The organism is Paraburkholderia sp. J10-1, assembly GCF_905220165.1.
In the GTDB taxonomy this organism is placed as follows: domain Bacteria; phylum Pseudomonadota; class Gammaproteobacteria; order Burkholderiales; family Burkholderiaceae; genus Paraburkholderia.
In genome coordinates this window covers 34,699-60,381 of record NZ_CAJMYW010000011.1, presented here as the reverse complement: position 1 = coordinate 60,381, position 25,683 = coordinate 34,699, and the positions used below count along the sequence as shown (strand labels likewise).

Annotated in this window: 13 protein-coding genes; 5 read left to right on the top strand and 8 right to left on the bottom strand. The window is 64.5% G+C overall.

The genetic code is table 11. The features are described 5' to 3' along the window. Positions 1–21: 21 nt before the first annotated feature. On the bottom strand, positions 22–9,945 hold the full coding sequence (locus tag U5A65_RS28765) for a hemagglutinin repeat-containing protein (RefSeq protein WP_321948620.1): 9,924 nt from the start codon (positions 9,943–9,945) through the stop codon (positions 22–24). Positions 9,946–10,765: 820 nt separating this feature from the next. Here U5A65_RS28765 and U5A65_RS28760 point away from each other — a divergent pair. Both U5A65_RS28760 and U5A65_RS28755 read left to right on the top strand, forming a co-directional pair. After that, positions 10,766–12,643 (top strand): AMP-binding protein, encoded by a 1,878-nt coding sequence (locus U5A65_RS28760; protein ID WP_321948619.1) that lies wholly within the window; start codon positions 10,766–10,768, stop codon positions 12,641–12,643. A gap of 143 nt (positions 12,644–12,786) precedes the next feature. Further along, positions 12,787–15,597, top strand: coding sequence for a helix-turn-helix transcriptional regulator (locus tag U5A65_RS28755; protein ID WP_321948618.1), 2,811 nt, complete (start codon positions 12,787–12,789; stop codon positions 15,595–15,597). A 13-nt stretch (positions 15,598–15,610) separates the two neighbouring features. Here U5A65_RS28755 and U5A65_RS28750 read toward each other — a convergent pair whose 3' ends face one another. Next, on the bottom strand, positions 15,611–16,048 hold the full coding sequence (locus U5A65_RS28750) for a GNAT family N-acetyltransferase (protein ID WP_321914121.1): 438 nt from the start codon (positions 16,046–16,048) through the stop codon (positions 15,611–15,613). 215 nt (positions 16,049–16,263) lie between these two features. Between U5A65_RS28750 and U5A65_RS28745 the strand changes: the two genes are divergently transcribed. After that, positions 16,264–17,283: an alcohol dehydrogenase gene (locus U5A65_RS28745; protein WP_321948617.1), complete on the top strand. Its 1,020-nt coding sequence runs from the start codon at positions 16,264–16,266 to the stop codon at positions 17,281–17,283. Positions 17,284–17,319: 36 nt separating this feature from the next. Here U5A65_RS28745 and U5A65_RS28740 read toward each other — a convergent pair whose 3' ends face one another. Further along, complete coding sequence (locus U5A65_RS28740) at positions 17,320–19,086, bottom strand: sulfate permease (protein ID WP_321914123.1); 1,767 nt, start codon at positions 19,084–19,086, stop codon at positions 17,320–17,322. A 400-nt stretch (positions 19,087–19,486) separates the two neighbouring features. Here U5A65_RS28740 and U5A65_RS28735 point away from each other — a divergent pair, with 400 nt between their 5' ends. Together U5A65_RS28735 and U5A65_RS28730 are read left to right on the top strand one after the other, a co-directional pair. Continuing rightward, complete coding sequence (locus U5A65_RS28735) at positions 19,487–20,068, top strand: ANTAR domain-containing response regulator (protein ID WP_321914124.1); 582 nt, start codon at positions 19,487–19,489, stop codon at positions 20,066–20,068. Further along, positions 20,065–21,186 (top strand): CmpA/NrtA family ABC transporter substrate-binding protein, encoded by a 1,122-nt coding sequence (locus tag U5A65_RS28730; protein ID WP_321948616.1) that lies wholly within the window; start codon positions 20,065–20,067, stop codon positions 21,184–21,186. The genes U5A65_RS28735 and U5A65_RS28730 overlap by 4 nt, the downstream gene beginning before the upstream one ends. A 42-nt stretch (positions 21,187–21,228) precedes the next feature. Here the strand turns inward: U5A65_RS28730 and U5A65_RS28725 are convergent, their stop codons facing one another. From U5A65_RS28725 to U5A65_RS28705, 5 genes are all read right to left on the bottom strand, one after another. Continuing rightward, the gene (locus U5A65_RS28725; RefSeq protein WP_321914126.1) at positions 21,229–21,522 is read right to left on the bottom strand and encodes an antibiotic biosynthesis monooxygenase; all 294 of its coding nucleotides are present in this window, start codon (positions 21,520–21,522) and stop codon (positions 21,229–21,231) included. A 39-nt stretch (positions 21,523–21,561) separates the two neighbouring features. Further along, positions 21,562–22,671: an NAD(P)/FAD-dependent oxidoreductase gene (locus U5A65_RS28720; RefSeq protein WP_321948615.1), complete on the bottom strand. Its 1,110-nt coding sequence runs from the start codon at positions 22,669–22,671 to the stop codon at positions 21,562–21,564. 160 nt (positions 22,672–22,831) lie between these two features. Next, positions 22,832–23,947 carry a porin gene (locus U5A65_RS28715; RefSeq protein ID WP_415765783.1) on the bottom strand — a complete coding sequence of 372 codons (1,116 nt, stop codon included), beginning with the start codon at positions 23,945–23,947 and terminating at the stop codon, positions 22,832–22,834. 202 nt (positions 23,948–24,149) lie between these two features. Then, the gene (locus U5A65_RS28710) at positions 24,150–24,509 is read right to left on the bottom strand and encodes a protocatechuate 3,4-dioxygenase (protein ID WP_321914128.1); all 360 of its coding nucleotides are present in this window, start codon (positions 24,507–24,509) and stop codon (positions 24,150–24,152) included. Continuing rightward, the gene (locus U5A65_RS28705) at positions 24,506–25,351 is read right to left on the bottom strand and encodes a gallate dioxygenase (RefSeq protein WP_321914129.1); all 846 of its coding nucleotides are present in this window, start codon (positions 25,349–25,351) and stop codon (positions 24,506–24,508) included. The genes U5A65_RS28710 and U5A65_RS28705 overlap by 4 nt, the downstream gene beginning before the upstream one ends. Between the last annotated feature and the right edge of the window lie 332 nt (positions 25,352–25,683).

The following is a 25,683-nucleotide window of genomic DNA, read 5'->3' as shown; positions in this document are numbered from 1 at the left end:
CCGGCGCTACCATATAACCTCCTATTTTTCAGAATTAATTACGGGAACGGCATGACTGAACGGGGAATATCCATAAGATATTTTCCCCGGCGATGCAACGCCTATTTCCAATGCCGTGCTTCCACCGTACGAATGTGTAATTGCACCAACTAAATTTACATCAAAAGGCGTCGGCACTGATATATATGCTTGCGTTCCATCACCATTCATAAACGAATTTGTAGATTTGGCATCACGCGCGCCCCATATCCATCCGACCGTAGCAACTAGACCTGGCATCACCGTAATTGAGCCAGGATTGCCCTGTGTAACACCAGCCGACATATATGTCGTACCGTCGTATAAATTCGTCGCAATGCCACCACTAGCGGACAAAGATCCCGAGCCGATGGAGACATAGTTTGGACCAATCGCGTTAATCGGCGACGCGTTTGCGTTCGCCCCATCAGCATTCACCGCCGCCATTGCCAGCGAAGGATCGCAGGCCGACATACCACTACACACCTTCGACAATGCGTTCTTTTTCGGATCAAGCTGCTGGTTGTACAACTCCACCGCTGAGCCCGTCGCCGAACCCGCCGTACCGCCTACGACCGCGCCGCCGAGGCCCGCCGCAATGTTGCCTGCCAGGTTGCCGATCAGATCCGAACCCGCTTCCGATGCTACACCCTTCGAAAGGCTATCCAACTGGTTCGCGAAGTGCGAGGCGAGACCTGCGCCCGCTGCGCCGCCGATCGTACTGAACGCCGTTCCGCCGCCGAGACCACCGATGAGCGCGCCGCCCGCGATATGCAGCGCCGTGCGGTTGTCGCCGCCTTCGTCCCACGCCGCAGCGGTTGCCTGGTCGCCAGCCTTGACCGCTGCTTCGCGCTTGTTATCCGCATACTGACCGATTCCCTGCGCCACGACCTGTCCCGCCGCCTGCGCGGCCTGCATCGTGTCGGCCTGCTGGTTCAGGATGTTGTTCACGTCAGGCGTGTTCGCAACCGTGCCGTTCGTGTTCGTCGTGTCGCGGTTCAGGTTCGCCACGTTCTGCGTCTGCGCGCCCTGGTTGGTGATATTGATCGTGCCCGCGCTGATTGCACTGCGCGTCGTCGCGATCGAATCGCCGTTCTCGTTCTGCGACATCATCGGCGCGACGCTGGCCGTATTGCTCACCGAGCCAGGGCCAACAGCCTTGCCCGTATTGCCGACACCCACGCCTGCGCTAATGCCATTGCTGTTTGCGTCGTAGTGCGAGTGGTTGGCGATATCGCTGTAGGTGAGCGTGCCGGTCGTCAGGCTGTTCTGCGCCGCGTCCGCCGTGCTCGAAATCACCGCGCCCGTCAGCCCGGTATTGCCCTTCACGTTGACGTTGAACCCGCCATCGCCCGCCATGATCCCGGCCTGCTCGTTCACGCCCGCATAGTTCGAATCGGCGTGGCCGTTCTGTGCGCTGAAACTCGCACTGCCGCCGCCCTGGCTGATCGAGAAGCCACCGCCCGCGCTGCTCTGATGCGCCGCGCTGTTCGTGACGTCCTGCACGCTCCCAACGTTCAGGTTGCCGCCCACATCGGCAGTCACCTGTTTGCCCGCGATCTGCGAACCGGTGATATTGGTATCGCCGCCCGAGATCACCGTGACGCTGTTGCCGCCCGTCACGTGCGAAGCGTTCTGGATCGACGCGTCGCTGTTCGCATCGCCGTGCGCGTTCGCCATCGACGCCGAAACGCCCCAGCCCTGCGTGCCAAACGAGACGCCCGCGCTCGCGCTGCTCGAACTGTTCGAGCTGCGCGTCGAATCGGTGCTGGTCGTATTGATGACGTTCACCTGATTCTTCGCGGCGAGCACCACATCGTTCGCGCTCACGTTCGAGCCCGCGATGGTCAGGTCGCCGTTCGTTGCAACCAACGCCGCCGTGCCGCCTGCCTGCACGTTCGAGCCGCGCTGGATCGTCTGATCCTCCGACGACTGGCTCTGGCTCTTGCTCGAACCGACGCTCACCTGAATGCTGATGCTCGGCGCGGTCGGGCCGGCTGCACCGCCCGCCAGCGCCGCACCGCCCATACCCGCGATCGCCGCATCGCCCGCCGTCGCGATGGCGTGCAGTGCCGCAGCCCGGTCGTTGCCGCTGCTGGCCGAATGGCCGATAGCCTGGCCCTGGGCATACGCGTTGTTGATCGCGTCGCCCACGCTACCCGAGAGGCCGATCGTGAGGCCGCTGCTGCTCTGTTTTTGCGTCTGCGCCTGATGCGTGGCATCGGTCGCCGAGTCGATGACGACGTTCGCCGCCGTGCCCGTCACGTTGCCACCCGCGACGAGATCGCTGCCGGTGACGTGCAGCGTGTTGCCCGCCTGGATCGAGAGGTTCCCGTTGACCGAGCCGACCGTGCTCGCGTTGTTGGTGACGCTCGACTCCTGATCGGTCGTCGCGAGTTTGTTGGTACCAATCGTCACCGTCAGGCCGCTGGTCCCCAGGCCCGTACGCTTCTCCTCGTAGCTGGTCGAGGACTGCATCGTGTCCTGCGTCGTCGTGATGTTCACGTCATGCGCCGCATTGAGCGCCACATCGTTCGTGCCGACGATCGTGCTGCCTGCGACGTTGATATCCTTGCCGCTCGCGATCTGTACGCCATCCGCCGAGACTGTGCTGCCCTGCGAAAGCGTCACGGTCGTATCGCTCGAACTCCTGACCTCCTTGCCGCTCACCACATTGCTGTGGCTGTGCTGCTCCTGCGAGTTATCGACGTGCGTTTCCGTTGCCGCGCCGATATTCACGTTGCCGGTTGCTGCGAGCGTCGCCGTGCCCTTGTCGAGCGTGATCGCGCTGCCGGTGACGTTGATATCCTTGCCCGATGCGACAGTCAGCGAATTACCCGCGTTGAGTGTCGTCGCCGTGAGCGTGTCATCAGACCTGTACAGCGATTCGGAGTAACTGCCGTGACCGTCGCTGCCCGCGCTGTTGCTGTCGACGGTCGAGGTCGCCTTCGCCGCCTGGAACGTCACGTTGCCGTTCGCCGCGAGCGTGCCGCCCCCACCGAGGTTGAGGTTCGCACCCGTCGCCGTCAGGTCGCCGCCCACGCCGATCTGCGAGACGCCGCCCACATTCACGGTACTGCCGTTCGCCTGGTTGACGTTCGTATCGGATACCCCGTTCGCGCGCGCCACGACCTTGTGCTCGCCGGTCTGGACCGTGCCGAGGTCGTAGTTGCCCCCGACCATCATCCCGAGGTTGCCGCCCACGTTCAGGCTGGCCGCGTTCTGTTCGAAGTTGCCGCCTGTCACGATGGCGGCGTTGCCCGCGACGTTGACACTTGCAACCGGCCCGAGCGTGGTCGTGGTGCGCGTAGCGCCATTGGCGCCAACCTGGTCGACAGTCTTTGCCGCCGTATTGAGCAGCAGATCGCCGCCAGCGTTCAGTGCGAGACTGCCGGCCTTCACGGTGGCCGAAGTCAGGTCGACATTGCCGGTGGTATTCAGCGACATCAGCCCGCCGCTTTGCAGCGCGCCGAACGCGTTGTTGATCTGCTGCCCCTGGATCGACATCGTATTGCTGGCCTGCACGGTCCCGCTGTTCGTGAAGGTCTGGGCGTTCTGAAGATCGATATCGGTCGCGGCAATGAGCGGGCCGTTCATGTTCTGCTGGCTTGTCTTCGCGAGATAGACGACCGGCACCAGCACCGACTGGCCGTCGACAACCTCGGTCTGCATGATGATGACGTTGCTCGTGAGTTGCTCGACCTGCTCGGGCGAGAGGCTCATGCCGAGCGGCAGATCGAGCGACTTCGAGAGCGATGCGCCTGCAGCCAGCAGGGACTGGTACATCGATTGCAGATCCGTGTACGGACCAAGTACCGCCTTGCCGGTGAGCGACGTGATCTGGTTGCGTACGAGCTGCTGTTCGTAGAAGCCATCGCCGAGACGCTTCTCGGTCGTCTGCGGATTCAGCCCAAGCTGTTGCAGGTAGTAGTCGCTCGAAATGAACGTTTTCTGGTTCGTGAAGGCCGGGTTCGTCTCGATGAGGTAGCTGGCGCCCGGCGCGGTCGCCGGACTGAACAGCCCGCCCTGCGGGATCGTGAGGTTTTGCAGCACGGTCTGCGCGGCCGCGCTGGCGATAGCCGGATTGACCATCGTGCCGCCATTCACCGACGATGCGCCGCCCTTCGTGCCGCCCGCGCTGCCGCTGACCGACGAGGCGCCCCCCGCATTCGCGCCCGCGTTGCCGCTGACCGACGAGGCGGCCCCCGCATTCGCGCCCGCGCTGCCGCTGATCCCGCCGATGGTCACGCCGGTTAGCGCCTGGCCGGGCGCGAGTCCGAGCGACGGGATGCCCGCATTACCCGCCGTGTTGTCGATGCTGATACCCGTACCCGAAAGCGTGCCGCCCGCGACGAACGTCGATTCGTAGGCAGGCAGCGCGTAGCTCTTGATATCGGCAGGCGCGTTACAGCCCGATCCATCGCAGAACGAGTAGGTCCAGTACTTGCCGTCGTAGGTGCGATAGTGGTAAAGCCCCGAGTACGTGATCTGGACGGACGGGGCCGCCTGCCCCTGCCACGAGTTCTGGTCGAGCGAGACAGGCGCGGCGACGTTGCCGACCGCCGCGACCGCGCTCCAGTAGTTCTGGAATGTGCCCACGTTCGACGCGTCGAGGTTGCCACCCGAGATGATCTGCGCCTGCGGACTGATGCCCGCGACCAGGTTCGCCAGCGCCGTACCCGTATAGGTCGTGTACTGGTACGTGCTGTTCATCGATCCGCCGTGTGGTGGATCGATGAAGACGCCACCGATCATGTTAGGGTCGCCCGTCACACCGTTGCCCCAGACCACCGGATTACCCGGGCCGCACGCGTCCATGTAGATGGCCGTGCACCCCGACAGACTGAGGCCGAGCTGGTCCAGCAGCGCCTGGGAGACCGGCTGGTTCAGGCCGGTCGTCGTCATCGTCGTACGGGTATTCGTGACCTGGCTGGCGTGGAGTTCCATGTCTGCCGCCGACTCGATCAACCCCGACTGGTTGAGGATCAGGTTTGCGTTGGTGTAGTTGCCGTTCGCATCCTTGCCGCCCGCCAGTACGACTTTTCCGAGGCCGTAGATCGCGGTCGTCGCCTGCGTATCGGTCGCGGTCGTGCTGTCGACGTTGTCGATCTCGGGCGCGAGCAGTTCGAGCGTGCCGTTGCTGTCCGTTGCGCCAATGAGCGCGGTCGGCCCGACATTCGCGATCTTGCTGTTCGCGTTCAGCGACACGCTGCCGCCGACCATCGTCCCCGTATTGACGAGCGTGTCCGAGTGCGTGGTGAGCGTGCCGCCCGCCATCATGACGCCGCTGTTCCCGATCGCGCCTGCATTGACGTCCAGGTTGTTCGCCGCTTCAACCAGCGCACTGTTGCTGAACGTGCCGGGTAGCGTAAAGGAAAGGTTATTGCCTGCGGCGAACTGCAGATCCGGCGTGGGCGCGAAGTCGCCCTGCACGCTGACCGCGACGTCATTCGCCGCGCTGTATGCGCCGCCGCCCGTCAGCGCCGCCGCGTTCACAGACAGGTTGTGCGTTGCGCCAATCTGACCGTTCGTGTTCGTGAGCGCACCGGTCGTCGTGATCGAGACATCGCCGTTCGAACCCGCGAAACTGCCGATCTTGCTGTCGCTGTTGTCGACCGTATCGGCCTGGATCGCGACACTCGCGCCGCTCAATTGCGCGTTCTGCGTATTGACGAGGGCCGATGTGTCAACCGCCACCTTGCCGTTGCCCGTCACGACGCCGCCGCTGTTGACGATCTGGCTGTCGCCGCGGACGGTCGTGTCGCCGGTGCCGAGGTTGCCGATCAGGCCGTTCGTGTCGTCAACCGACGCGGCGTGAATGGCGAGCGTACTTGCGTCGCCTGCCGTGCCGGTGCCCGACTGGACCTGGCCGCGCGTATTGTCGATCTTTCCGCCGCTTGCAAGCGAGAGGGACGAGAGCGAGCGGACGGACCCGTCCTCGTTGAGCAGGTCGCCCGCGATATTCGCCGTGATATTGCCCTGCGCCGCGATCACGCCGCCCGTATTGTTCATGCTCGCGGCCTGCGCGTAGATGCCGCCAGCAGCAATGACCTGACCGCCCACGTTCGAGAAGGCACCCGCGCCGCCCCCTGGGGTAATCGTCAGCGTGCCCGTTCCCGCGTCGATGATCTTGCCGTAGTCATTGATCAGTGCACCCGGTGCGAGCATCAAATTCGTCGCGTTCGTCTGGAGCGTGCCCCATGTGTTGTCATACGTGCCTGTGACGCTGAACCCCATCGAAGATGCGCCGTACTGGGTAATTGATCCCGCGCGGTTGACGAGATCCGTCGCGCTCAACGCGAGCTGGTTCGCCTGAACGTTGCCGTTGCTGTCGTCGAGCGTGCCGCTCGTCCTGATCGTGAGGTTGGGGGCAACGACCGTGCCGCCGCTGTTGGTCATCGATCCGTTCTGGATCGTCGCGTTTGCGCCCGCGCCGAGCTGCCCGCCGTTGTTGTTCAGCGTGCCGCTCGTGACGTTCAGATCCCTGTTCGAGACGAGATTGCCGTTCTCGTTGTCGAGCGCGCCGCCCACCGTCGCCGTCACGCCGGTCTGACCGGTGACCGTCCCGGCGGTGTTGTTCAATGCACCCGCGTCGATCTCGACGTCGCCGTTGCCCTGGATCGTGCCGCCCGCGTTCGAGGCCGAGCCCGCGCCGTTGCCCGCGTTGATCGTCAGCTTGCCGGTGCCGGCATGGGTGATCGTCCCGCCATCGTTGACCAGCGCGCCGGGGGCGAGCGTGACGTTTGTCGCGTTCGTCTGGAAGGTGCCGCCAGCCGAGTTATCGAACAGGCCACTGACATTGAATCCCATCGGCGAAGCGCTGTATTGCGTGATCGAGCCGCCACGGTTGAGCAGGTTCGCCGCACTGATCGATAGCTGGTTCGCCTGAATGTTGCCGTTGCTATCGTCGAGCGTGCCGCTCGTCCTGATCGTGAGGTTGGGAGCAACGACTGTGCCGCCGCTGTTGGTCATCGATCCGTTCTGGATCGTCGCGTTTGCGCCCGCGCCGATCTGCCCGCCGTTGTTGTCCAGCGTGCCGCTCGTGACGTTCAGATCCTTGTTCGAGACGAGGTTGCCGTTCTCGTTGTCGAGCGCGCCCGCAATCGTCGCCGTCATGCCGGTTTGGCCGGCGACCGTCCCGGCGGTGTTGTTGAACGCGCCCGCGTCGATCTCGACGTCGCCGTTGCCCTGGATCTTGCCGCCTGCGTTCGAGGCCGAGCCTGCGCCATTGCCCGCATTGATCGTCAGCTTGCCGGTGCCGGCATGGGTGATCGTGCCGTTATCGTTGATCAGCGCGCCCGGTGCGAGCGTGACGTTTGTCGCGTTCGTCTGGAAGGTGCCGCCCGCCGAGTTGTCGAACAGGCCGCTGACATTGAACCCCATCAGCGAAGCGCCGTATTGCGTGATCGAGCCGCCACGGTTGAGCAGGTTCGCCGCGCTGACCGATAGCTGGTTCGCCTCGATGTTGCCGTTGCTGTTGTCGAATCCACCGCCCGCCTGCGCCGTCACGTTCGACGCGACCATCAAGCCGTTGCGGTTGTCGAGCGCGCTCGTGGCGTTCACGTTCAGGGCATTGCCCGCGCCCATCTTGCCGGACTCGTTCGAGATTGCCTGCGCCTGCACCGAGAGGTTCTGGCTCGCGGTGGCGTTGCCGTGCGAGTTGTCCACGCTCGCGCCGTGAAGGTTCGCCGAGCCGTTGCTCGCGATGTTGCCGCCCACACTAGTGAGCGCGCCGCTCGCGCCCACGTCGAGCGTACCCGTCCCGGCGTGCTGGATCGAGCCGCTATTGTTGTTGAGCGCAGCGCCGGCAATGCTCAGGCTCGTCGCGTTGCTCGCGATCTTGCCGCCGCTGGAATTGTCGAGCGTACCGCCTGCCGTGATCGCCTGCGCAGCCGTGCCGGACTGCTCGATCGAGCCGCCCTGGTTGACGAGCGCGCCCGGCGTGGAGACCGCGACCGTGGTCCCCTCGATATCGCCCTTCGTGTTGTCGATCGACGCGCCCGAAACCGTTGTCGTCGCGCCCGAGAGCGAGCCGCCTGCGTTCGAGAGCGCCCCGCTGGCCGTGGCGGTCAACGCGCTGCCCGCCTTGACCGTCCCGCTGTTCGTGATGCCCCATGCCTGCAAGACGGCATTTGCGGCTGCGGTAAGCTGGCCCGCGTTCGTGAACGTATAGGCGCTCACGTTGACGTTGCCGTTGCCGCCGATCACGCCGCCCAGGCCGTTCACGAGCGTGCCCTTCACGCCGAGGTTCAGGCCGTCGCCATTGAGCGAGAGAAGATGCCCGGCGGTATTGTCCAGCGACGATCCCGACACCTGGAAGCCAAGCGCCGCCTGCATCGTCCCGGCGTTGTTCGCTATGGCGCCACCGCGTACCTGCATCGCGTTCTGCGAGACGAACGAGCCGCCCTGGTTCGCGATCTGGCCGGATGCCTGTGCAACGAGTGGCCCCTGTGCCGAGACTGCGCCTGCCTGGTTCGAAATACTGCCCGCGTTGAGCGTGACGCCGCTGCCGCCCGTCATCGAGCCGTGGTCGTTGACCAATGCCCCCGTCGCGCTCGCATTGACCGCGCCGCCTGCGCTCGACCTCGCGCCTGCGAGGTTCAGGTCGCCCTCGTTCGCTGTGAGCGTCAGGTTGCCGTTTGCCGCCGTCTGGCTGCCTGCGAGGTTGACGCTGCTGCCGGTGAGCGACACCTCCCCGCCCGCGACGTTCTGGCCGTTGGCGGTCAGCGCGCCCGAGGCGGTGACGTTCAGGCTCCCGGGCTGCGTGGCGTTGCCGTTGTTGTCCACGCCCGCAGCAAGGGCGCCTGTCGAAGCGACAGCGCCCGCGCTCGCGTTCACCGCGCCTTGCGCCGCCAGCGTGCCGCTATTGGCGAGCGTGCCTGCGGTGCTGGCCGAGAGCGCCTGCTGCGCGTAGGTGGTGCCGCTATTGTTAATGCCATGCGTCGCATTGAGCACGACGTTGCCGCTCGCGCTCTGCCTGCCCGCCAGCACGAGTTGTCCGTTGGACTGCAACGCAAGATCACCCGACTGCGCCGCGATCACGCCCTGGGTGCTGACACCCACCCCGTACTCGTTGGAAGCTAAAAATATCTTCCCGCTGTACATCCCGCCCAGCTGGCTGACGTCAATCGCAACGGACGGCGCAGGGCCATTGCCAGCGATGGGCGTCGCCGCGAGCGTGTTATGGTCGATCTGGTTCGCGCCCGCGATGACGTTCAGGTTCTTGCCCGCATAGATCGCCGCATTCGCCTGAACGGCTCTCGCGAGGATATCCACATGGTCCACATTCACAGCGTTAAAGCCCGCACCTTGCACGGTGATGGTGCCGCCGTTGATGCTATAGCCCGCGAGCGAGCCGTCCGGTGCATAGGTCGGCGTGCCCGTCGTGAGCACCGCGCGATTCGTGTTGATAAATGCGCCGCCATTGACTGATATGCCCGAGGGGTTCGCGAGGACGAACGTCGCGGCATTGCCCGCGATCTCGGCGGGCCCGTTGAACTGCGACGGGTTCGCGCTATTAACCTGGTTGACGATGATCTTCGCGGACTGGCCCGGCGCATAGTTCGGGTTGCCATTGATATAGCCCGCGAGTTGCGTGTTCGTGACCGTCGGAGAATTATTAAGAATTACCCCGTTTTTTTGAACATCAAACTGCGAATAGGAATTGACCGACACGCCCGCACCGCTTGGGCGATTCACGTTGACCTGAGGCAGGCCATTTGGTGTGGCAACGACGTTCGGCGCATGCGCGCCGGAAGGCACGATCTGCGCATGGGCGAGCATCGGCACGAACAGCGCCGCTGCAATCGTCGCGGCTACTGCGACCTCTCCCTTCCCCTGCCTCCCATTGCTCGTTACGGTCTCCTCGACAGCCACCAGCATGTGATGCACGCGGCTGAACACCAGTCGATAAGTATTCCTGTTCATTCTTCTTTCAGCTTGCTAAAAATCAGCTCGACCGGAATGCTCGCCGAAACGATCAGCGACGTCCTTTAAACTTTGTCAGGTTCTGCGCTCGCGCAACATGTGGCGTCACGCGCGTTCGGTACTCGTACGTGCGAATCGCGTCCATCTTCGGATGTGCCACCTCGTTTCGCTATCAGACAAAGGCGAAAATGAGGCACAGTCGATGCGTTATGGGTAACGAATCAAGGAGATAAGCGATCGCCGCGGAAGGGAGGTGTTGCGGCGTTTAGGAAACCGGCTGCCGGATCAGTACCGGCAGGTCCGACGACGTACCCCGACAATACCGCCCATTGACGAAGGCAACGGACATACAAAGGCAGCCGCACGGGCGTACGGGGGCAAGCAGCGTCCAGGTTTCCACGCCTAGCCGCCGGTGGAACCTGCAGACGCCCGTTGCCAACTCCGACCACTTGCGACGGGTGCTTGAATCCCCACCCACATGAGCAGCACCGTAGCGAGTTCACATTGCAGGTCGCTCGGGAGTCTGCCTGCCATCCTGGTGCTAAACGTTCACCCGGAAGAGGGAACGGTGGATCGCTGCGCAAGCGATTGGGGCACATCGACCTATTGCTCCATTCGGTTTGCGCTGCCAACTCCGGCCGTTCTTGCCCCGTATATCGCCCTTACAAGTGCGAGCTAATACCCACCCTGGATGGGTGGGTCAGACTGATCTGACGGAACCTAAACTCGACCAGGCGTCGTTGCCCGGATCGTTTCTCCCTCAGGTTCGGGCCACGCAGCCTGATCACTCGCACAACAAGCCCCCTCTGGAGACACCCGCATGGCCGCCCCCGCCGACGCTTGCTCGCAGGCGCTACCGTATCGCTCCCCGCGTATTCCTGCCTGGGACGTCCACACGACTTACCGCGCAGACGGCACCGTCATTCTCTCGTCTGCGCAAGCCCCTGCTATCGAGCAGAACGGCTTCGTCGACTTTCTGCCGTACTGGGCGCAACGCCGCGCTCACTCGCCGGTGTTCTGCGAGCGCGACGCACAAGGCGGATGGCGCTCGATCACCTGGTCCGGGCTCTGGAACCAGGTCAGACATGTGGCTGCGGGCCTCCTCAACCTCGGACTGGGGCAAGAACGCCCGCTGATGCTGCTGTCCGGCAACTCGATCGAGCAGGCGATCCTGCTGCTCGCGGCGGAGTATGCCGGCGTGCCCACGGCGCCGGTGTCGCCGGCCTACTCGACGATCAGCAGCGACTTCGCCCGCCTGAAGGGCATCGCCGCGCTGGTTCAGCCCGCCGCCATCTTCGTTCAGGATCGCGAGACGTTCGAGCGCGCGATTGCGGCGCTCGGCTTGCCCGAGGTCCCTGTCATCGCTGTGCACGGTTCAACGGACGAAGCATGCTCATTCAACGCGCTGGCCAGCCTCGAACTGACGCCAGCGCGCATTGCCGCGCTTGCCTCCGCGCGCGCAGCCATCCAGCCCGCCGATGTGTTGCGCATCCTGTTCACATCCGGCTCGACAGGCGCGCCCAAGGGGGTCGTCTCCACTTACGCCAACTTCAAGGCGGCGACGCGTTATTTCGTCCGGATCTACGGCACGCTGTCCGAGCCGCAACCGGTATTTCTCGACTGGATGCCGTGGCATCACACCATGGGCGGGGTGCTGGCATTTGGTCGCACGATGGTGACGGGCGCGAGCCATTACATCGACGATGGGCGACCGGTAGCGGGCCACTTCGAGCGCACCTTGCGCAACCTGCGTGACGTTTCGCCGACCGCATTCAGCAGCGCTCCCTCAGCGTTGACGATGCTCGCAAACGCGCTCGAAGACGATGCGCAGCTGGCGCAAAAGCTCTTCGCACGGCTTATCAATTTCGGTTACGGAGGCGCGAGCCTTCCGCGAGCCACCTGGGAGCGCATCCAGCGGGTGGCCGCAGAGACCATCGGCGAGCACCTGACGTTTTGCACTTCGCTGGGCGCGACCGAAACCAACGGCACGGGCACCTGGTTCGCCATGCCGTCCGACGATCTCGGCAACATCGGCGTGCCGGGCCCCGGCGTGGAACTCAAGCTGGCGCCACTCGAAGGCGGCGACGGGCGCTTCGAAATCCGCATGCGGGGCGCAGCGATCTTCGGTGGCTACCTGAAGGACCCGTCCCAGAGCGCGAAGGCCTTTGATGAGGAGGGCTATTTGTGTCTCGGCGACGCGGTGCGCCTCGTGAACGCGGAGAATCCCTCGGAAGGTCTGCGCTTCGCCGGTCGTGTAGCCGAAGATTTCAAGCTCACCAATGGAACGTGGGTCCGCACCGGGAGTGTCAGGCTCGGTCTGCTGGAGCAATGCGCCCCGCTCTTGACCGATGCGGTCATCTGCGGCCATGACCGCGACTATGTGGCGGCGCTCGCGTGGCCAAATGTGGCGGCCTGTCGGCGGCTCGCGCCGGAACTCGCCGCGCTGGAAGTCGAGGCGCTCATTGCGCATCCCGTCGTCATTGCCGCGTTGAACGAGCGGCTGCGCATGCAGAAGGCGTCCGGCGCGAGCCTCCATGTCAGGCGCCTGATGCTCATGGCCGAGCCGCCCTCGATCGACGCGAACGAAACCACCGACAAGGGCTATGTCAATCAGGCAGCCTGCCGCGCGCGGCGCGGCGATCTGATCGACGAAGTCTATCGCCCCACGCCTCGTGCCTTCGTCGCAAGCACGGCCTGAGGGCGGCTGCGGCGTCGTCAGGTCTGCCGACCTTCCGGACGCCGCTTTCGGGGCCCCCACTGTACAATCGACCAGCGCATGAATGCGGGCACGTCGTCGCGCCGCGGCATTTGCCGGGCAAACATTCTGCTTTATGTGACCCCATGGAATCTTCCCAGTCACAGTTGGCCTCCCTGTTGAGCGAAGCCGAACAGCGACTGCAGCCGCCGCGTATGGACGCACGGGTGCTGGCGCGCGAACGCCTGCTCGCGCAGTTGACCGAAGCGCGCCGGCGCCGCTGCCTCATACTCGAGGGGCCGGCGGGCTGCGGAAAGACGGCGCTTTTGCTGGCCTTGCGCCGCGCGTTGTTGCCGCTCAGCTTCGACGTGGCATGGCTCACGCTCGCCCCCGAAGACAATGACATGTCGCGCTGGCTCGACGACCTCGCCGCGAGCCTCGCCCAGGTCGACCCCGCCATACCGCACGAGGCCGCGCTGCTCTCTGGCCGCGGCACCGACGACGAAGCCGTCGAGCGCTCCCTCGTCGCCCTTGTAAGCGGCATTGACCGGCACCCGCGCCACTTGATGCTGATGCTCGACGACGCACACCACGTCGTCGATCTTCAGGTGCGCGAAACCGTGCAGTGGCTGCTCGACTACGCGCCGCCCAACCTGCACATTGTCATGGCCTCGCGCAGCGCCGTTCCCGTGTCGCTTGGCAGGCTGCGCGATGGCGGCCAGTCCCTCGAACTCAGCATGCGCGACCTTCGGTTCACCGCAGAGGAATCCGAAGCATTCCTGAAAGCGAAGGTCAGTCATCTGGAGCGGCGCGACGCGCAAAAAATGCATGAGCTCACGGATGGCTGGGTGGCGGGCTTGCTGCTGCTCGCGGCGCATTTGCGGCGCGGCGAGCGGGGCGAGCAAGGCGCTCCGCTTGCCGGGCATGTGCCCCGCAGCCACTTCCTCGACGCGCGCGGCGTTGCCGACTATTTCGAGCGCGAAGTCCTGCCGCAACTGTCTGCCGAAGAACTCGACCTGCTCGTCAGGCTCGCGCCCTGCACGATATTTTGCGCTTCACTGTGCGCCGCACTCGGCGCGAATCCGGAGCTGCATGGCCGGATCCCTGGCCGACTCGAATGCGACAACCTTTTTGTCGAGTCCATTGCGTCGTCGGGAAGCGAGAAATGGTATCGCCTGAATCCGCTCTTTCGCGAGACGCTGCTGCAGCGCTTTCGCTCATGGCCGCTCGAGCAGCAACGTGAGGTGCATCACAGGGCGTGGCGCTGGTTTCGCGCGCACGATCGGCACGACGAAGCAATCCGCCACGCGCTGCTCGCCGGAGAAACCGCAACGGCCGCCGACGAGGTCGTGCAGGTTGCGCAACAGATGCAGATCCAGGGCGACCTGCGCAAGCTCGCGGCGATTATTCGCATGCTGCCGGCGTCCGAGATCGAGGCGCGCTTCGGTCTGCGGTTATGGAACGCGCGTTTGAAGCTCTATGCACGAGACTTCGACGCGTGCGAGGCTATCCTTGACGGGTTGCTCGCCGACGTGGCGCCCGACGACCACGGCGCGCGCTATCGGCTCGCGATCACCCAGGCGACACTGTCTGTCCAGCGTGACGATAGTGACGGCGTGAGCGCTGTGGAGCCGTGCTTGCTGAATGTGCCCGCCGAGATCGACAGCGTGGGCATCGGTGGGCGCAACAACATCCTGTCGTGGCTCTATATGCATGCTGGCGAGTACGAGCGGGCGCGCGCCATCCAGACAGACTCGCCCGCCCTGCTCGTCAACGGTGTCGAGCTGATGGGCACGCCGGCCGGCATGCTGTACGGCAGATGCGTCATGGGCCTCAGTTTTTCGCTCGAAGGGCGCTTTCTGCAGGCAGAGCGAATCTGCCGCGACGTGATGGCCGAAGCCGACCGGCGCGGCCGCGAGGCCGCCGAGGCCGCATCGCTTGCGGCGGCGCTACTCGGCGAAGTGCTCTATGAGTTCAATGAGCTGGACGCCTGCCGGCGACTTCTGGAAGAGCGGATCGAGGTGCTCGAACGCGTGTCGATTCCCGATGCGGTGTTGCGGGTGCTGACGGCGCTGTCGTCCGTGCACTGGATCGCCGGACACGAGATGGACAGCTTTGCGTGGCTGGAACGCCTCGAAGAGTACGGCAGGCAATATCGCTTGAACCGGCTCGTCGCGCACAGTCTCGCCGACCAGGTCCAGCGCCACCTGCAACGCGGCCGAACCAGCGACGCCCAAGCGGCGCTCCATCGCCTCGACAGGATTGCCGAAGGCATTTCCGTCGAGCGCACGGGGCCGCTTGGGCACGTGGCGGTGCACGCGGCACGCGCCAACATGCTTTGGGCTTTCGCCCATGAGAATCATGAGGCCGCCTCAGCGCAGATCGATCGATTGGTCCCAGCGTGCGAAGCGCGCGGCTGGCAACGCCACGCCACACACTTCCAGCTGCTCGGGGCGCTCGCGCATGCCAGCCTCGGACGAACTCATGCCGTGGCGCCAGCGGTGACGGCAGCACTGCGGCGCGGGCACCGGCTCGGTCTCGTGCGCAGCGTGCTGGATGCCGGCCCCGGTGTGCTGGAACTAGTCACACGCGTCGTGCAGAGCGAGCCGGCGGACCCGGTCCTCTCGTTCTATGTCGGCCGGTTGCAGGCCGCGCACAGCATGACGGATTCGGTCCACCCGGCACAGCGGCCAGTTGATGGTGGAACTGGCGCGCAACAAAAGCCCGCCATGATGTTGAGCGAGCGCGAAGCGGATGTCGTGCAGCTGCTCGCCCAGGCCATGCCCAATAAGCGGATTGCGCGCACACTCGCGATTTCGCCGGAAACGGTGAAGTGGCACCTGAAGAACATCTACGGCAAATTGGGCGTGTCGAGCCGCGATGAAGCCGTCGCACGGCTCAGAGACCTCAATCTTGGGTCGGGCGGAGCCGGCCCGTCATCGGATGGCCCGGCCTAGCGCCTGCTGCCGCTCACCCTCGCCTCATTTGCCATGACGTGTCAGTACTATTCACGACCTGAAACCCAAAGCGCTCGTAAAGGCCGATCGCGCGATTGCCTTTCAAAACACTTAGCTTGACAGGCACACCGGCGCCGTCCGCCTGCTTCAAAAACTCATGGAGAAGATGGGCCGCGATGCCGCGACCCTGCCAGGCCGGGAGAATCTGGATTTGCACGATGGTCCATTCATCCGCATCCCGAAAGAATTTGAAAAGGCCGAGTCTTTCGGACCCGCAGCAAACGATATAGGCATCGTTGTAGCGGTAACGAAGACGCGCCCAATGCGCGCGCTCGTCGGTCGGCTCGCCAGCGCGTGCCAGGTGTTCGTCCATCGTCGCCCTGCGCAAATCGAACAGAAATGGCTCGTCGGCAGGCGTCGCTGCGCGCAGCGTAACTTCAAGATTGTTCATTCGCCCCGGTCATCCGTATCGTTGGCACTTCCGGTAATTGTTGACGGTCGCCAGTACGTTGTCGACTGCCCGCGTAACCCAACGCTAACAAACATCCCCCCTCGAGTGCCCACGTCGCGCAACACGAAGCGCTCTCACCATCGTCCTACAATGTCGCGGTAGTCGCACGTCGCCACGACATCACCGGCGAAAGCCCACTTTCCCAGGAGCAGACGATGGCAAAGATGCACGCAGTACAGGTAGCAGAACCGGGTGCCCCGCTCGAACTGGTTGAACGCGATATTCCCGAGCCGCCCGAAGGACACGTCCTCGTCAAGGTGCACGCCTGCGGGATCTGCCATAGCGATTCGCTCACGAAGGAAGGCCATTGGCCAGGCCTCCAGTTTCCGCGCGTGCCCGGCCACGAGATCGCGGGCGTGATCGCAAAGCTAGGCGCGCGCGTCGAGGATTGGCAGGTCGGGCAGCGCATCGGCGTGGGCTGGCACGGCGGCCATTGCGGCCATTGTGAACACTGCCGGCACGGCGACTTCGTGCTTTGCAAGAACGGGCAAATTCCCGGCATCAGCTACGACGGCGGCTATGCCGATTACATGGTGGCGCCGCAGGAAGCGCTCGCGCGCATGCCCGACGACCTCTCCGACGTCGACGCCGCGCCGCTTCTGTGCGCCGGCATCACCACCTTCAACGCGCTGCGCCACAGCGGCGCGCGCGCGGGCGATGTCGTAGCGATCCTCGGTATTGGCGGGCTCGGCCATCTCGGCGTGCAGTACGCGCGCAAAATGGGCTTCGTCACCGTAGCCATCGCGCGCGGGCAGGACAAGGCGCCGCTCGCGAAGCAACTCGGCGCGCATCACTATATCGACAGCGCCTCGCAGGACGTCGCGCAGGCGTTGCTCGCGCTAGGCGGCGCGCGCGTGATCCTCGCCACGGCCACGAGCGGCAAGGCCATGAGCGCCGCGCTGGGCGGCCTTGGCCTGAACGGCAAGATGATCATGGTCGGCGTCTCGCAGGAGCCCGTGGAGGTGCCGATCACGCAGTTCATCATGGGCCGCCACTCGGTGCAGGGCTGGCCCTCGGGCACCGCTGCCGACTCTCAGGAGACCCTGGCGTTCAGTGCGCTCTCCGGCGTGAAGCCGATGATCGAGGAATATCCGCTGTCGCGCGCCGCAGAAGCCTATGAGCGGATGATAAGCGGCAAAGCGCGCTTTCGCGTGGTGCTCAAGCCCGGCGCCTGAGTCGGCGAGCGTTGCGAACGGCGCACTTCCGTCACACTAGCGCCCCTCTTGCGGCCCGGCCTCGTCCTTTGCGAGGCCGGCCTCGCCGACATAGCGATCGACAGCACTGCTTACGGTCGGATCGAAACGGTCCGGGCCGATGTCCTCGAGCAAATCGAAGCGCTTGAGCTTGTCGCGCACCGGGTCTTTCATCTCCGCAAAATGCAGCGCGACGCCGCGCTCGCGCAACGCGTGGGTCAGCTCGCGCAGCATGTCGGCGGACGTGACGTCCACGCTCGTCACGGGCTCCGCCGCCACCACGACCCGGCGCACCGGTGTGGGCGACGCTTCCACCGCCTCCATCAGGCGTTGCGCAAACAGCTCGGCATTCGCGAAGAACAACGGCGCGTCCCAGCGAAACAGCACGAGGCCCGGCGTGCGCACGGCTTCGGGATAGCGCTCGATATCGTGATAGCCGCGCAATCCTTCCACGCGGCCAAGCACCGCGAAGTGGGGCCGCCAGCCGTCCCAGAGAAATTCGATCACGGCGATCAACACGGCGAGGCCTATGCCGGGAATCGCCCCGAACACCGCGACGGCCACGAAGCAGCCGATGGATAGCCAGAACTCCCACTGCTGAATGCGGTAAATGCGTTTGAGATCCGCGAATTCGAACAGCCCCAGTGCGGCGGCGATCACCACGGCCGCCAGCGCGCTGTTGGGCAAATAGCGCAACAGATTGGGCGCGACCATGAGCAACGCCGCCACCGCGAGCGCGCCCACCACGCCGGTGAGCTGCGTGCGGGCGCCCGCGGCCTCGGCAACCGGCGTGCGCGACGCGCTGCTGCTGATCGGAAAGCCCTGGAACAAGCCCGCCGCGAAGTTGGCCACGCCGAGGCCCACCATCTCCTGATTGGGATCGACGCGCGCATGAAAGCGCGCCGCATAGGTGCGCGAGAGCACGCTCGTATCGGCGAAGGCGATCAGCGCGACGGCCGCGCCGCCCAGGACGATCTTGACGAGGTCCACGTTGGCGACCCACGGCAGCGAGAGCCCAGGCAACCCCTGCGGAATCGTGCCCAGCACTTTGACGCCGAGGCTGTCGAGGTGGAAGAGACTCACCGAGAGCGTGGCCACGATCACGGCGATCAGGATGCCGGGCACTTTGTCAAAGCGCTTGAGCAGCAAGATCAGCACGAGGCTTCCCGCGCCCACGGCAAAGGTGTACCAGTTGGCCGCACCGCGCGCGACACCCTCGACGAGGCTGAACAGGTCGCGCATCGGGCCCTGCTCGTCGATAGAGATGCCGAAGAGTTTCGGCAACTGGCTAATGAGCACGGCCAGCGCGATGCCGTTCATGTAGCCGTATCGAATGGGCTTGGACAGCAGCTCGGTAATGAAGCCGAGGCGCAAGAGCCCCATGACGACGCAGACGAGACCGGAAACGATCGCCATCATGCTCGCCACGCCGATGGCGCGCGCGGGGTCGCCGCCGGCCACCTGAACGACCACGGCGAGTATGGGCGCCGCGAGCGCGGAATCGGGGCCGAGCACGAGAATGCGGCTAGGCCCGAATAGGGCGTACGCCAGCAGCGGAATGATCGTCGCATAGAGACCGTAGACGCCGGGCACACCGGAAGCCGCCGCATAGGCAATGCCGACCGGCACGAGCATCGTGGTCAGCACGAGGCCCGCGGCAAGATCGTTCAGTAGCCAGGCGCGTTGGTAGGTCTTGAACAGCGTGACGCCGGGCAGCCAGCGCAGCCATGACCGGCTTGCGGTCGCACTTGCGGGCGGTGCATCGGTGGAAGCAGGTCTTTCCATTTCCATTGGCCGGTTAATTGTCGTGAGAATGCTGGCGCTGGGAATCGTGGAGCCGACTGCGTGCGCTAAAAAGAATAGTTGAAATGCCTTCGTCACAAAAGGCGAGTTTGGCCGCACTGACTGCGCAAGCCTGAGCGCCCGTGCGGACCGCACTTTTTCGTGCATCGCCCGCGGCCACTGCGCCAACTGGGTGCGCCCCGCCGGCGCCCGCACTGCTGCGGTGCACAACGCAGCATGCGCCGCGGTGCGTTGCGCCGCGCCCAAAGTTCCGTCCGGCAAGGTTCTCCGGCCAGGGGACCAACTGGCACATACCTTGCTGAACACTCATGCGCGCCCAGCGATGGCGCACAATGCACCGATTAACCGTCGAAGACGTCATGCCGACGACCACCGAATCCCCATGCTGCGCGTACTGCTCGTAACCGACACCGACAAGCCTATCGGCGACCTGCGCGACGCGCTCGCCAAGCTCGGCTACGACATGCTCGCCGAGCCTGCGACACCGCAGGCGCTGCACCGCGTCGTCGAGCGCGAGCGGCCCGACGTCATCATCATCGATACCGAGTCGCCCTCGCGCGACACGCTCGAACAGCTCGCGGTGATGAACGCCACCGCGCCGCGTCCGGTGCTGATGTTCAGCCACGACGCCAACCAGCAGCTCATCCGCTCTGCCGTGAGCGCCGGTGTGACCGCGTATCTCGTGGAAGGGCTCGCGAGCGAGCGCCTTGCGCCGATCCTCGAAGTCGCGCTCGCGCGCTTTGCCCAGGAAGCGCAGTTGCGCGAGCGGCTCACGCAGGCTGAGAACGAGCTGGCCGAGCGCAAGCTGATCGACCGCGCCAAACGCATCCTGATGGAGCAACAGAAGCTCACCGAGCCCGCCGCCTACGCGGCGCTGCGCAAGCGCGCGATGAACCAGAGCGTGAAGCTCGCCGAAGTCGCCCGCCAGATCGTCGCAGCGGGCGACGTGCAGGACCGACCATGAACGCCACCACCACGCTCGGCGCGCCCGAGAAAACCCATCTGAAGATCGGCTTCGTGCCGCTCGCCGACGCCGCGCCGCTCGTCGCCGCGAAGCTGCTCGAGTTCGGCCACGCGCACGGCCTCACGCTCGAACTCTCGCGCCAGCCCTCGTGGGCCGCGCTGCGCGACAAGCTGCTCTCTGGCGAACTCGACGCCGCGCATTCGCTCTACGGGCTCGTGTATGGCGTGCAGCTCGGCCTTGGCGGCCCGCAAACCGAGATGGCCGTGCTGATGGTGCTCAATCGCAACGGTCAGGCGATCACGCTTTCGAACCGTCTTGCCGACGCGCTCGCCGAATACGGCTCGCTGCCGCGCGCGCTCGCGACGCTCGCTCGCAAGCCCGTGTTCGCTCAAACCTTTCCCACCGGCACGCACGCGATGTGGCTGTATTACTGGCTCGCTTCGCAGGGCGTGCATCCGCTGCGCGACGTCGAGAGCGTGGTGATACCGCCGCCGCAGATGGTGGCCGCCCTGGCCGAAGATCGCCTCGACGGCCTGTGCGTGGGCGAGCCGTGGGCGGGGCTCGCCGAGCAGCGCGGCGTGGGACGCACGATCATCGCGAGCGGGGCGATCTGGCCGGATCATCCCGAGAAAGTGCTCGCCTGCCGGCGCGATTTCGTGGCGCGCCACCCGAATACGGCGCGCGCCCTGGTGCAGACGATGCTCGAAGCGTGCCGCTGGCTGGACGGCGAAGGCAATCGGCGCGAGATTGCGCAGTGGCTCGCGCGCCCCGAGATGCTGGGCGTGGACGCCAGGCTGATCGCGGCCCGGCTAGAAGCCGATGCGGCTTCGAACGCGCCCGGAATGAAGTTCTTCGAAGAAGGCCGCGTGAACTATCCGCGCGAATCGGAGGGCGTGTGGTTTCTTACGCAGTTCGAACGATGGGGCATGCTCGCGCGGCGAAGTGACTATCGCGAGATCGCTTGCGCGCTCAATCAGACGGCGATGTATGCGCAAGCGGCCGCGACGATAGGGGTTGAAGTGCCTCGCGACGCGGTGAGCGCGCCGTTCGTCGATGGCCGCGTTTGGGACGGGGAAGATGCAGTGCACTACGTGGATGGGTTCGATATCAAGGCGTAAGCGCAGCGGGCAGCAACACTGCCGCCGCCCGCGCCCTGCGAGTTACTTCACCACGACCTGCGTGTGCCCCACGACCGGCGGCTTCTCGAAGTACGGGCCGACGAGGCGCCGCCACTCCTGAAAGTCATCCGACTCGCGAAAGTGCACCATGTGATCCTCGACGGTATCCCACTGCACGACGAGCACATACTGGTTCGGCTCTTCCACGCCGCGCTGCAGTTCCACGGCGCGGCAGCCGCGCGCACGGTGAAAGAGCGGCAGCGCTTGCGCCACGGCCGCCTCGAATTCGGCGTTCTTGCCTGCGCTCACTGCGATATGCGCCATCTCGTAGACCATCCTGTTCTCCTTGTGATTCGCGTTGATTCGCGACTGCAGTCAGTTCATGTTTAGACGTTCGACCACCTCGTCCGCAATCGCGAGCGAAGCCGTCAGCCCCGGCGACTCGATGCCGTAGAGGTTCACGAGCCCGCTTACGCCGTGCTCGCGTGCGTCCTGGATCACGAAGTCGCCGCCATGCTTGCCCTCGGCCAGCTTCGGGCGGATGCCAGCATACCCCGGTTGCAGCGAGTCGTCAGGCAGCGCTGGCCAGTAGGTGCGAATCGCCTCGTAGAATTTCGCCGCGCGGCCCGGGTCCACGGTGTAGTCGATCGTGTCGATCCACTGCACGTCGGGGCCAAAGCGCGCCTGGTGGCCAAGGTCGATCGTCAGATGGACGCCCAGGCCCCCTTCCTCCGGCACAGGGTAGATGAGCCGCGAAAACGGCGCCGCGCCTGTAAGCGAGTAGTAATTGCCTTTCGCGTAGCGCACCGGCGGGATCGATTGCTGCGGCACGCCTTCGATGCAAGCCGCTACCTGCTGCGCGTAGAGGCCCGCGCTGTTCACCACGCGCGTGGCAAGCAATTCCATCGGCTCGTCGCCACCAACCTTGAGCAGCGTCGGCTGGCCCGGCGTCACCAGGCCACCCGTGACCGGCGAGCAAAACGCGAGCATGCCGCCCGCCGCTTCGAAGTCGCCCTGCAGCGCGAGCATCAAGCCGTGGCTGTCCACAATGCCCGTGGAGGGCGATTCGAGCGCCGCCACGCAATTGAGCGCGGGCTCCATGGCGCGCGCCTCGTCGCGCTCGAGCCAGCGCAGGTCGTTCACGCCATTGGCGGCCGCCGTCGAGCGAATCGCGCGCAGCGCGTCGAGCTGCCCTTCCTGTGTTGCGACGATGAACTTGCCGCAGCGGCTGTGTTCCACACCCTTCTCTTCGCAATACGCGTAGAGCTGGCGCTTGCCCCGCACGCACAGCTGCGCCTTGAGCGAGCCTTGCGGATAGTAGATGCCCGCGTGTATCACTTCGCTGTTGCGCGAACTGGTGCCCGTGCCGATGGCGTTTTCCGCCTCGACGAGGACGGTTTCCCAGCCTTGCCGCGCACACGCTCGCGCAACCGCGAGACCAACTACGCCCGCGCCGATCACGACGCAATCCACCGTGTCCGTCATGAAACTTCCTTTCTCGTCACGCGAGTGCTGTTTCGACTGGCGCTATTTTGCCCAATTCGCGTGCATTGCGTGAAAGGACGCGCAGCATGAAAAAACGCCGCGCGATCAGGCGACCGGGCGGCGTCAAACAACTACCGGAGAAAATGAGGCTAGACGTGCATCAGAAGTGCGTATGCAGGCCCACGCGCGCAACCGCCTGGCTCTGACCGCTCGAAGCGCCGTCCGAGGAGTTCATGCCGTTGATCTGCGCAAGACCGCCCGAGCTGGCACGCTGGTACACGCCCAGCACGTACACGCTGGTGCGCTTGGAGAGCGCGTAATCGACGATCGCCGCGACCTGGTGAGCGTGATTGTTGTCGACCACCTCGTTGCCCTTCATGTACATGTACGACGCGCCGGCGCTCAGCGCAGGCGTGAAGTTGTAGTGCGCGCCTACCGAGCCCTCGTACACCGAGCCGCCGTTGGCCGAGTTATGCACCGTGGTGAAGAGCGCATTCGTAATCCAGCCGCCAAAACGGTAATGCGCGCCAATACCCCAGTTGCGCACGCTCACGTCGCCTTCGCCCGTCACGACGGTCTTGAGATTCGTATAGGCCGCGTTCACGCCGAAGTCATGCGCCGAGTAGTTCAGCGCGAAGCTCGTGCCGTTGCCCGTGCCGATCGAACCGGCCACGCCGCCGAAGCTGTACATCGCGCCCGCGCTGAAGCCGCCGAACGTCGGCGACAGATACTTCACGGAGTTGTTGACGGTCTCGCCTGCCATGCGGTCCCAGTCGAACGCACCGGTCGCGTTGTTCGGCAGCGCGAGCTTCTGGAACGGACCCGCGCGGAAATCATAAAAGTGGCCCGAGAGTTCCGCCGGATCGTTGCCTGCGAAATACAACGAGTCCGTCATGAAGTCGTACTGGTTACCGAGCGTGAGCTTGCCCAGCTTGTCGTTGCTCAGGCCCAGAATCGAGGTACGGCTAAAGAGGCTCTTGTTCGGCATGAAGGCGCCGTTGTCCACCTGGAACTGGTTGACGAGCTGGAAGAAGGCCTTCGTGCCGCCGCCCAGATCTTCCGTGCCGGTGATGCCCCAGAGGTTCGGGCCGTTCACGCCGTCGTCCATCTTGAGGTTGTGCTTGCCGCCCTGGTTGCTCACGTAGGTAATGCCCGTGTCCATCATCCCGTAGAGGGTCACGCTGCTTTGCGCGAACGCAGGTGCCGCGCATGCCATCGCGCCGATGGCCCCCATAATCGCCAATGCAATTTTTTTGTACTGCTTATGATCCTGCATTCTCCAAGTCTCCTGTTTTGAACAAACCTGTTTATTCGAGCATCGAAGGTTATCCGGCTCGCCACCCCGAGATCAGGCGAGCCGCAAGCAAGCGCGCGGCATATGGGCCGCGCGGGTCAAACGCGCTCGAGCGGGCAAAACGCCCGCTTAAGCGCAAAAGCGAATCGGGAGATCAAGCGGGATAAAACGGTCGATCGAGCGATCAAACCGCGTCGGGCACCTTGCGCGTCTTCAGGAACGCCTCGAGGGTTTCGCCGCGCATGCTCGCGTACATGCCGAGATTCGTGATCTTCACCACGCGCGCGAACTTCTCCAGCACGAAAAAGCACACGCCGTATTGAATGAGGCCGAGCCAGTCCGTTGCGTCGATGAGCGCGCGCTCCTCGTTGGTAAGCGCCGCTGCGTCGTAGGCGGCCTTGCGATCGCTCAGCCACAGTTCGCGCGCCTGCGGCAAACGCATTTCCCAGAAGAAGCGGTTCAGGCGCATGGCCTTCATGCTCTGGCGAATGTCGAACGGGTAGGTGCCCGTGAGTTCCTCGATGCCAGCCAGTTGCGGATTCATTGCTGGCCCTCTTCTTCGTACACCGTGACCGCCATCGCCGTGCTGGTCGCAAGATAGTAGTTGCGATGGACTTCGCGGATCTTGCCGCCCAGCGCCCCGCGCATGGCGAGCCACATGATCGTCTCCACGCTCTCCGCGCCGCCAAGGCGCACGTAATCCACGTGCTTCATGCGAGCGAGGCGCTCCGGATCGTTCACGATCAGGTCGAGAAACTCCATGTCCCATTCGGTGTTGTTGTAGCCGCTGCGCTCGCCGTGTACCTGGTGCGAAAGGCCGCCCGTGCCCACCACGACGATATCGAGGTCCTGCTCGAACGATTCGATCGCGCGGCGCAGCGCCTGGCCGATCCGGTAGCAGCGGTTGGCGGTCGGCAGCGGATACTGCAGCACGTTCACCTGGATCGGCACCAGCGCGGCGGGCCAGCCGCCTTCGTGCGGCAGCATGAGCGAAAGCGGCGAATTGCAGCCGTGGTCGAGCGGTTTGTCCTGGAAGATCGTGAGGTCGAACTCGTCGTTCACGAGTTGCTCGGCAATGTGGATCGCGAGGTCGGGGTGGCCCGCAATGTCCGGCAGCGCGCGTTTGCCCGCGCCTTCGTCGGCGAACTCGTGCCTGGCGGAAACGCCCAGCGCGAAGGTCGGGTAGCAGTCGAAGAAGAAGCTGTTGGCGTGGTCGTTGTAGAACATCACGAGCGCGTCCGGCTTGCGCTCGGCGAGCCACTGCGCCACCGGTTCGTACCCCTGGAAGAGCGGCGCCCACGCGGGTTCGTTCTGCTTGCCCTTGTCGTATGCCATGCCGATTGTCGGCACGTGCGATGTGCCGATGCCGCCCACTATTCTTGCCATGATCTTGCCCTCTGCTGCTGTTCATGCGGCGCACTCGCGCCGCGCTGGACCGGATACGTCGGCAGACGCCTTCGATCCATCAATTGGGATACGAAATTACAAAAATGCCGCCCAAACCGTAAGCAAGGGTTAACCACGAATTTTTTCCTTTTCCTCATGAATTCAGGGCTTTTGAGCGTTTTCACACACTCGGCCGATCGCTCAAACCCGCGCGCCGTAACGGTTTTTGGTATCCTGAAAGACCATTGCGGGAAGTGCGGGAGATCCGCCCCGGCAACGCCCTCATAAACGAAACAGATATCAAAAGAACGAACTCGCAAGGGCCACGCGCG